Below are 9,206 nucleotides of genomic sequence, written 5' to 3'. Positions count from 1 at the left end.
GGTAGATTATATTCTTTTAGCTATTACCCAAATAACAGTAGTTTTTATATTATCTTTAATCATGGCTTTAATTTTTGAGAGGCCGGCTATTCATCTTTTCTATTCAGCTGATATATGGTGGTCAATTGTGATAACGGGAATATTTGCTACTGCTTTGGCCTTCTATATGCAAAATAGATTTCAAAGGCATTCCACTGCTACTAAAACCGCGATTATTTTTTCCGGAGAACCGATATTTGCAGCAATGTTTGCCTATATGCTCTTGGGAGAGACAGTTGGAGTTATTGCCTGGGTAGGAGGATTGTTGATAATCTTTGGTATGGCCATATCTCAAAAGGAAGAAAAGAACTAATCTTTTATTTTTTTATTTCTTCTATCAGATCTTTCACCTCTTCAACTTTTTCGGGGATTGTTTTAGGCATGCCTTCTTTTTTGACATATACTTTTTCCCAGAAAGGTTGGGAAAGTTCACGATATGCTTTCGAATATTGATCCAGATGCTCTGCACACTTGGTTAATATTGTATGAGCGTTACCGTGTGTTGGGTATGCATTACATTCATTAACTACTTCCCTTAACACTTTGGGATTATCAATAATCATACAAGGCAACATTAAATTATCAGAATAGGGCTGCCTTTTCCTTATAGCCTTAAATAAGGGAGAAGCCAGAGCTTCCTTTAAGGAGGTATTTTTGACATTATGAGTGGCACAGTGGGTAAAGACACAGGGTTCGTAATCTCCTTTTACGTTTATATGTAAATATCCGGACTGGCGGCCTCCGGCAATACAACCATTAACATGCATTCCGTCATTCCAGAAATCTCCGATAAAGACCGGGTACTTGTTTCTCAGGTAATTGACTCTTCTCCAACCATAAAGTCTTTGTTCCGGTGTCTGCATTAAATTTACATCAGGATCTTTACCGATAGGGATGTAAGTGAAGCACCAACCAAAAACACAACCTTTCTCTTCCGTTAATAATTTCATCAATTCATCACTGTAGACGATTTCAGTATTGTATTTAGTAGGAGTAATAGAAAAACCATAAATCAGTCTGGCTTCCTTGCAGTTCTCCATAGCTTGTAATACTTTTCCCCATACCCCTTTTCCTCTACGCTGGTCAGTTTCCTTTTTAAATCCTTCTATGCTTATCGCCGGAGCGACATTGCCTAATTCTTGGAGTTTTAAGGCCATATGTTTATCGATAAAGGTTCCGTTGGTGTAAATCATAAAGGCTGCGTCATGATGTTTTTTGTAAATATCCAACATATCATCTCTAATAAAAGGTTCACCGCCTGATATAACGTAGAAATAAGTTCCCATTTCCTTGGCTTCAGTTATGACTTTATCTACATATTCGAGAGGGAGGTCATCTTTTTTGGAATAATCTCCGGCATAACATCCTACGCATCTAAGATTGCATCTCATGGTGGGGCTGATAACTAAGGTAGCAGGGCAGGGGATACCTTCTTTTTTTTCAAAATTCTCTCTATTTTTTGGTCCCAATAAAATATAATTAATCATAAAATTTAATACCATCTTGTCCCGAACATTAGGATGGATCTCTTTTAAGACTTTTTGGGCGATAAAATAAGCGGGAGCCTTATCTTTAAACATTTTTCTTACTTTTCCTATTTCGGATTTGAATTTAGGAGCGATTCTTTCTGCGGCATAGGTTAATCGAATAAGATTGTCATCGGAAGTATTGCTTAGGGCTTTCATAATGAGATTTACGGTCTGTTTTGTAGTGTACTTTTTCAAATTATCTATGTAATCCATAATGCTTTCCTCCCATAAAAAAAAATAAAATTATTTTTAGAAAATTAATCTTTGTTCTTCATATTTATTTCGTCTAAAGTGTCTTTTAAAAAATCTAACAATGATTTTTGCTCATTTTTATCCATCTGCGAAATATATTGATTGTAGGTTTGAATGTAGCCTATATACTCATTTAAATTTTTATTTGAACCGCTTGTATATTTTGGAAGATTATTGATATATTTAGTTAGAATTCCAAAACACATACCTACAAAGACAATTAGGGCGAATTCAATATAGGCATCGGTCATACCGTGAGGAATTACCTGGCTTAATAATTTTATCTCAGCGATCCCCTGGGTAATTTTTTTTGTGAGAAGGATAAGGATAAGCAAAACACAAGCACAAAAAATAAGAGGAGATTTTGTTTTTAAAGCTTCTTTAAATATTTCTTTTAGGTTAAACGTTCCTTTTACTTCCTCAAATTTTTGAATGATTTCTTTCTTTAATTTATTCAGTTCGGTTGATCTTGCAGATAATTTTCTTTGGGGAAGATTAGAAACAAGGGATCCCTTTTTAGTCGGAAAGAAGGTAATGATAGAACGACCTGATTCCGGGATAAAGTACTCTATTCCCAGGAAACCTTCTTTGTGGAGCAATTGCAGCATATCATAAGCAGTCCATTTGCTTACTCCCATTTTTAAGGCGACTTCTGAATAATGAATGGGAGTCTCTTTCTCTTGGTATAGATAGATTAATGATTGTAAAAATTCCTGCTGTCTTTCAGTTATACTCATAAGCGTAATCTCCCAAAAGACCCAAAAATTAATTTAAAAAAAATTACAATATTTACTTATTAAGTGTATCACTTTCCTGCAATTATGTAAAATTTTGTTACCTCACAGTTTACACTAGCGTTTTAGCAGCTTCTTTACAGATACTTTTAGTAGAGAGAAACAAAATTTTTATTTCAAGATTTTTTAGTGTAGAATAAAAAAAAGACCAAATCAATGAAAAAGAGTTTAATAATATGAAAAAGAAAATCTGCCCCATTTTCTGCAAGAAGACATTTCTTTTGCTCTTTTGTTTGTTTTTAGTAACTTTTGCTACTTCGGCAGTTGCTCAGGAGTTCTCGGCGCAGATCAAGATCCAGCAACCGGAAGGTACCTACTATTTTGATTATTTTGTGAAGGACCATCTCTATAGACTGGAAGGGAAAGACAGCAGTGGAGAGCCCATGATTATCATTGCTAATCGACAGGATGATTCTTATATCGGCATCCAACCGATCATGAAATTTTATATGGAATTATCCAAGGAAGAAATGTTTTTGTTTAACCCTATTATTGCCTGGGATATGATCACCGAAGGCTATAAGGAAGAAAAAACCGGAAAAGAAATAATTGCTGATTTTGAATGTGAAAAATATGTCTATTACAGCCAGCAGAGCGCGACCGAACCAAGCGCCGAAGTCTGGTATTCTCCGGAATTAAATCACAGAGTAAAAATCGCTATCCCCCTGATAAATGCGGGACAAAGTACTTTCGAACTGCTCAACATTCAGGCGGGCAGCCAGGATGAAGAAAAGTTTCAGATTCCCGAAGGCTATACAAAAATGGCATCACCGGCAGAACAAGCCCAGGCAGGAACGGGTAATAATCAGGTTAGCCCAAAGGCAACTACCGGAAAAATAGAGGGGGAATCCCCTATAGGAAGGACACTACGTTCAGGAAAGATCATGCAGATCCGAGTCAACCCTGCTTTAGAGAAAAATCTGATCATCGAGAACACCGGTAATGGCGATGCCTCCGTTACCGTCACCCCTTTTCGATCGGGAGAGTCTATTGCTTCTCAAGTCATCAAGAAAACCCTTACCTCAAATGCAAAAACCAAACCCTCCTTCAGCAGTGGTCTCAAGGTAGATGAAATTCAGATAAAGGTAGAAGAAGGAATGGTTCGGGCAAGTGTTCTTCAGGAATCTCCTTTTACCGATGAGATCAAGCGACAAGAATATTATCTTTTTGAAAATTTCGGACAGGGATTATCTTTAAGTGACAATAAACTTATTCGGTTAGCGCTCATGGGCGATAATCAATCTTCCGCTACTTCCCAGATTGAAATCACTTTCTTTAAGGGAGAATATCTGGATCCTCTGGAAAAATTGAGTCTTTCTTTGCAAAACGGCGAAACCAGACAATGGGAATTCCAGCAGGGGGAGATCAAAACGATGGATATCGTCAGCGGGGATTCCTGTGGCGTAAAGGTTATTTTGGAGCAATCGACCCCGACAAAAAAAGAATTATCCCAAGAAGAGATCCAAAAATTAAATCAGAATGTGATGAAAAATAACCTTACGGCAGTACATGCCGCCCTAACATCAGGCGTAGATTCCAGCTTGATTGTCTTTTCTACGGATTCCTTGTTGATGAGTGCCTGTGCTCAAGGAACCCCCGATATGGTTTCCTTAATCCTGGATTATCATCCCGATATCAACTATCAGGATACGTACGGTAATAATGCTCTAACCAAAGCAGCAGGAAATTTTAGTCATTACCGTGAAATGGTACCGATGTTACTGCAAGCGGGGATCGACCCCAATTCTAAAGTCGGCAGCGCCGGCCAGATCAATTCTACCGCCCTGGGTAAGGTAACAACACAAGCCCTGCAAACGCAAAGTGAGGAAGATTACCAAATCGTTGAATTATTCCTAAAAAAAGATGCCGACGCCAATCTCTCCACCAAGAACGGAACAACGCCCCTTATGCAGGCCGCCTATAAAGGAAATGTAGCATTGGTAAAGCTCTTCCTGGAATACGGTGCCGATCCGACCTTAAAAGATAAAACCGGCAAGACTGCCTTAGATATGGTAAAACAGAAAGGATACCAGGAGATCATTCAACTATTGACCCAGTGATAATTCATATTAAAACTTATACGTTGTCATGCAGCCTTAAAAATAAAAACCTCTTGATCTTCAATCAGGAGGTTTTTATTTTTGTATCAATCATCCGGTATAAGATTATCCCCTAACAATGAATTCCCCATTGATTGAATGCCAGGGAAAGTTTTCGGCTTGTGCAAGCAAAAAAATCATCCGTCATTTTGTCCTTCAGGCCATATTTTCGGTAAACCCAGTCGGCATATCGATAGTTCATTCGATCGATGATCACATAGTCAACTTTTCCTGCCAGGACTTCCGCCAGATCTTCTGCCCCCGGAAGTATCGGTGCGATCATGGCATAAGTCCGCAGGCCAGCCCGGTGTAATTCATCAAGCGCCATTACCCTATCCTTTATGGCCGGAGCAGCGGGCTCAAATATTTTCCTAAACCTATCATCGGCTGTTCCTATACTAAAACCCACCTCAAAATCACTCCCCTTTTTTAGGATATCCATATCCCGTAAGATCAGGGGCGATTTTGTTTGGACTACGACCGGCCAATTATTTTCTGCAAGTATTGCTAAACACTGACAGGTAAGTTTATATTTTGCCTCCAGCGGCTGGTAGGGATCACATACGCCACTTATCCAGACTTTTCCCGGCTTTTTCCTGATGATTGCTTTTTTTAGTAATTCAGGCGCATTGACCTTTAGGTCAACAAATTGTCCCCAGGGTTCACGATGACCGCTGAATCTTTTCATAAAACGAGCATAGCAGTATGAACAATTATGCTGGCAGCCTATGTAAGGATTAATAACGTATGGATAAACTTTTGATATGGATAGAATCGTTTTGGGTTGGATCTCTTTTATGATCATATTATTATAAAATACATTGTACCAAAAAACTACCTCCGTTAAAAGAGGGCTTTCAAGGCTGGCTTACTCTTTGACGACTAACTCCACCCGCCGGTTCTGAGCCTTTCCGATAGCCGTCGTATTAGGTGTGACCGGCATCGACTCGCCATATCCTTTGGTAAAAAGCCGGGCAGAATCGATACCTGCGGATACCAGATAAGATTTGACTGATTCGGCACGTTTTTGAGAAAGAAGAAGATTGTGCTCTTCCGAACCGTCTGAATCAGTATGTCCCTCAATTATCAATTTCATGATCTGCTCGGAATTAAGCATAGCCACAATTTTACCTAATGTGGGTTTGGATTCATCCCGAATAACATCCGAATCATAATCGAAGTTAATTCCGTAAATCCTGACTCTCCCGTATTCCAGAAGCTCTGCCGTCATTTGCTCCTGCACGCCACCACCCCAATGGGGGCAGCCACCTACTTCTTGGGACTTCTTAGTACCATCCCATACATCACCCTGTATATCTTCTCGACCCTCATACCACCAAAGGCCGAAGAACTTTTCTCCATCGGAGGAAAAAACCATAACGGCCGAGCCCTGCTGGCCTGTTTCTTTCCAGGTAAATTTCATGATACGTCCTTCAATTCCTCCGTTTAAAATACCTTCATCGTATTCATAGCACCCCGTCACCGAGGTTCCCTGCTGGCGAAGATGAAAATCATTATAATTCGTCTCATAAGTTCCAGACACATCGGGTAGCGGAGTATTGGTCAATTGTTTTCCATAGGCGCGAAATTCCATCAGTTCGGTATATTCGTCAGAACCGTGGTTATTCAAAATGGTCAGCTTCAACCATTTACCCGATATACTGACATCGACCGGGAAAAGCTGATTGTCTTGTTGATCTACAAGAGACACATGGGCAATCTTCTGAAAACCTTCTATAGGACCATCATTAGAAAGTGCTACTACAATATCTTTGGCAGCACTGTTTGCTGTATCTACATAGGCCGTATCAAACTCCAGACTGTCAAAGACAGTTTCCTCGGTAAGCTCAATGACCAGGGTATTGTCGGCAATTTGCCCTTGGGGAGAACACCAACCGGTTTCAGGATTTTCATCGATTATCCAGATATTCCCCCATTGCTTACTGTATTCGGCTGACTTTTCCACAATTAAGGCACCGGAAGAGAAAGAAACCAGTGAAGGTTCAGCCTGAATGGCAACTCCCTCCAACACACAACAAAAGAAAAAGAACAACATTATTAATATCAAAATAAATTTCCTGCTCATTAAAATCCCTCCTATTTTTTAATAAATTATTATTTATTTTAGCTATTAGCTTTCTTAAAATACTAAAATGTATTAACTTATTATAACGTATATAATGAGTCAGTGGCTAATAAATTTGATTTTCCCTACAAAGAGTAAAACTAACCCGGTTGCAATTCCAGCTTGTTTGCCACCGGCGACTTCACCAACTGAAGCCAAGTACACTCCCGACCAACCCAGTACCAAAAATCCAAAAAGAAATGATAAGACAAAACGGTTAACAATATAAAAACTGCGGCAAACTGAACCGCTATCCGCCAGCCCAGGTTTTTTCCCAGAAATGGCAAGAAACTTGTTCCCATGATACCACCCAAGCCAAAACCTGTCTGAGCAACACCCATGGAAAAGGTCCGCTTTTCTTAAGGCGTAGCAATCATGACTTCTTTCGTGACAGAAGGTGATATGATACTAAAACCCAGTCCGGCCACAAAAGCCATCAATAAAAGAAGGTCATAGGAAGGAAATAGTCCATGAAGGATTAATATACCGCCTAGATATTCAATTCCCAGAAGTATATTCTTTTTTGGTCCCAGACTATCTACAATGCCGCAGGTAAAAATGGAAAGCACCGCGGCACTAATAAAAAAGCAGGTTGAATAATAACCAACCTGAGCTCGAGGTAATACAAATTCTTCTCTTATTCTGCTTTTTCTTTATATCAATTTATCTAAATCTTTGCTTCCCTTTTTTCATTTTTTAAATAACCGTAGTCACTGCAGAATAAGGTCTGATCTCATCGATATTACTATAGACCCTCCCCTGTTTACGAGAAATAAATCTCTATCTTATATAAAGAACCAATTCATTAAGGGATTTGCGTTTTCTTATTCCTGGATTATCTGCCGGATAGCCTATCGGTGTAAAAGCAATGGGTTCCATGTCTTGAGGGAGATCAAGGAATTTTCGTGCTGCATTCGGATCAAAGGCTCCTACCCAACAAGTGCCAAGCCCCAAATCCGTTGCAGAAAGAATGATATGATCCATTACAATAGCCGAATCGACATCGACATAATTCCTTCCATCCCGGCGAACCCAATTTCCTTCCGGGATCCCGCATATTCCTATGACATAAGGAGCCTGAGCAAACCATTCCTGGCGGTATATTTTTTTTAATTCATCTTTAAAGCCTGCAGTTTGGATGACAAAAAGTTTAAAACTTTGTCTGTTGGCTGCTGTCGGAGCCAGTCTTGCCGCCTCTAAAACCTTATTGATTATATGGGATGGTACATCATCCGTTTTATACGCTCGTACGCTATATCTTCGTTCGATCAATTCCTGAAATTCCATAATACATTACTCTCCTTCTCTGTTGATTTTACTTTTGGATCTACCCCAATACTTCTTTCCATTATACTCTATAATAATAACTATTACTCGCATATCAATCAAGTTTCAGTATATTTTTTTCTGTGTCAATATTTTGGGAGTAGTTTTCTTTAGTGAAAAAATTTTTTCTTTTAATATTTTTTAGAATATCTGAATAAAATTTTGGACTACGATAAAAAAAGTATTATAATGATACAAAATATGTCTTTTCTCAGTAGAAAAGATAAAAAATAAAACAAAATATGAAAATCTTTAAGAAATAGAAGGGAGAAAAGTGCAATGAAAAAAGATAAAGATTCTATAGGTAATAATGTAGGATCGGATGAATTAAAGGAATTGGATGATCTGGAAGATACATTAGAAATAGAAGATTTAAAAAAATTAGATCAAAAATCAAGCTAAATATCATAGATAAAAATAGTACGTTGCCTATAGAAACGGGAGTTGGATAAATCCGTATAAATCCGTACCAATAATATAGCAAGACTTCTAAAATACCCCAGTAAATTTTACACTGTCTTTTTTACCGGTACTCCATAGGGACCATCTGCTAAATAGGCAATTTTTATTTTTTCTTGTAGATTGCTTTTTAATTCAGATATGGCTGCTTCTACCGCTTTTTCAATGACTTGAGCAGCGTTCTTCAAATTACATTTGTATCTTTCAGTTTTGGGAAGAAATATATTTCCATCAACGCCAGGAATAATTTTATAATCATTAAAAGAAAGTCGAGGGCTGTAATAAATAAAATTTTCCGGGGGAATTTTAGAAAACAAGCGAGTCCACATTTGCACTTGCCATTGATCAGGAATAAAAGTCCAATCAGGTGATAAAATTAAACGATTAAATTGTTTTGCTCCTATTATTTTTAATAGATGTAAAACTGCTTTATATTTATCGCTGCCAATCAAATCCTCATCATTGTTATTTGCTATCATAATTAATTTACCATTGGGTTTTAAAACCGGGATAGCCACTACTGCAGCCTTGGCTGTTTGATATTGGTTAATACCTACAAAGCTAGAGTGAGTAATTACAATAT

At 38.2% G+C, this 9,206-nt stretch carries 9 protein-coding genes; 2 read left to right on the top strand and 7 right to left on the bottom strand.

Annotated elements, in window-relative coordinates; genetic code table 11:
* The coding region (locus ENO17_00940; protein ID HER23624.1) for an EamA family transporter at positions 1-352 on the top strand (352 nt) is incomplete at its 5' end.
* Positions 353-356: 4 nt separating this feature from the next.
* Here the strand turns inward: ENO17_00940 and ENO17_00935 are convergent.
* Complete coding sequence (locus ENO17_00935) at positions 357-1,781, bottom strand: radical SAM protein (protein HER23623.1); 1,425 nt, start codon at positions 1,779-1,781, stop codon at positions 357-359.
* A gap of 44 nt (positions 1,782-1,825) precedes the next feature.
* Entirely contained in the window at positions 1,826-2,557 is a 732-nt protein-coding gene (locus ENO17_00930; GenBank protein ID HER23622.1) for a hypothetical protein, read from the bottom strand.
* Positions 2,558-2,790: 233 nt separating this feature from the next.
* Between ENO17_00930 and ENO17_00925 the strand changes: the two genes are divergently transcribed.
* Positions 2,791-4,674, top strand: coding sequence for a DUF4412 domain-containing protein (locus tag ENO17_00925; protein ID HER23621.1), 1,884 nt, complete (start codon positions 2,791-2,793; stop codon positions 4,672-4,674).
* 112 nt (positions 4,675-4,786) lie between these two features.
* On the opposite strand, the gene ENO17_00920 is transcribed toward ENO17_00925, so the two are convergent.
* The 5 genes from ENO17_00920 to ENO17_00900 all read right to left on the bottom strand — a co-directional run bounded on the left by ENO17_00920 (position 4,787) and on the right by ENO17_00900 (position 8,125).
* On the bottom strand, positions 4,787-5,518 hold the full coding sequence (locus tag ENO17_00920) for a radical SAM protein (protein HER23620.1): 732 nt from the start codon (positions 5,516-5,518) through the stop codon (positions 4,787-4,789).
* 63 nt (positions 5,519-5,581) lie between these two features.
* Positions 5,582-6,799: a hypothetical protein gene (locus tag ENO17_00915; protein HER23619.1), complete on the bottom strand. Its 1,218-nt coding sequence runs from the start codon at positions 6,797-6,799 to the stop codon at positions 5,582-5,584.
* Between the two features lie 140 nt (positions 6,800-6,939).
* Positions 6,940-7,179 (bottom strand): hypothetical protein, encoded by a 240-nt coding sequence (locus tag ENO17_00910; GenBank protein HER23618.1) that lies wholly within the window; start codon positions 7,177-7,179, stop codon positions 6,940-6,942.
* 18 nt (positions 7,180-7,197) lie between these two features.
* Complete coding sequence (locus tag ENO17_00905) at positions 7,198-7,407, bottom strand: hypothetical protein (protein HER23617.1); 210 nt, start codon at positions 7,405-7,407, stop codon at positions 7,198-7,200.
* 211 nt (positions 7,408-7,618) lie between these two features.
* Complete coding sequence (locus ENO17_00900) at positions 7,619-8,125, bottom strand: nitroreductase (protein HER23616.1); 507 nt, start codon at positions 8,123-8,125, stop codon at positions 7,619-7,621.
* Between the last annotated feature and the right edge of the window lie 1,081 nt (positions 8,126-9,206).

It is taken from the genome of Candidatus Atribacteria bacterium (assembly GCA_011056645.1).
GTDB classification, from domain to species: Bacteria; Atribacterota; Phoenicimicrobiia; order Phoenicimicrobiales; family Phoenicimicrobiaceae; genus Sediminicultor; species Sediminicultor quartus.
The sequence above is the reverse complement of the archived record's forward strand: the minus strand, read 5'-3'. Positions and strand labels throughout refer to the sequence as shown.

Coding starts and splice junctions, on each gene's coding strand:
- ENO17_00935 (HER23623.1), bottom strand. CDS start 1,781: ATGGATTACATAGATAATTTGAAAAAGTACACTACAAAACAGACCGTA.
- ENO17_00930 (HER23622.1), bottom strand. CDS start 2,557: ATGAGTATAACTGAAAGACAGCAGGAATTTTTACAATCATTAATCTAT.
- ENO17_00925 (HER23621.1), top strand. CDS start 2,791: ATGAAAAAGAAAATCTGCCCCATTTTCTGCAAGAAGACATTTCTTTTG.
- ENO17_00920 (HER23620.1), bottom strand. CDS start 5,518: ATGATCATAAAAGAGATCCAACCCAAAACGATTCTATCCATATCAAAA.
- ENO17_00915 (HER23619.1), bottom strand. CDS start 6,799: ATGAGCAGGAAATTTATTTTGATATTAATAATGTTGTTCTTTTTCTTT.
- ENO17_00910 (HER23618.1), bottom strand. CDS start 7,179: ATGGGTGTTGCTCAGACAGGTTTTGGCTTGGGTGGTATCATGGGAACA.
- ENO17_00900 (HER23616.1), bottom strand. CDS start 8,125: ATGGAATTTCAGGAATTGATCGAACGAAGATATAGCGTACGAGCGTAT.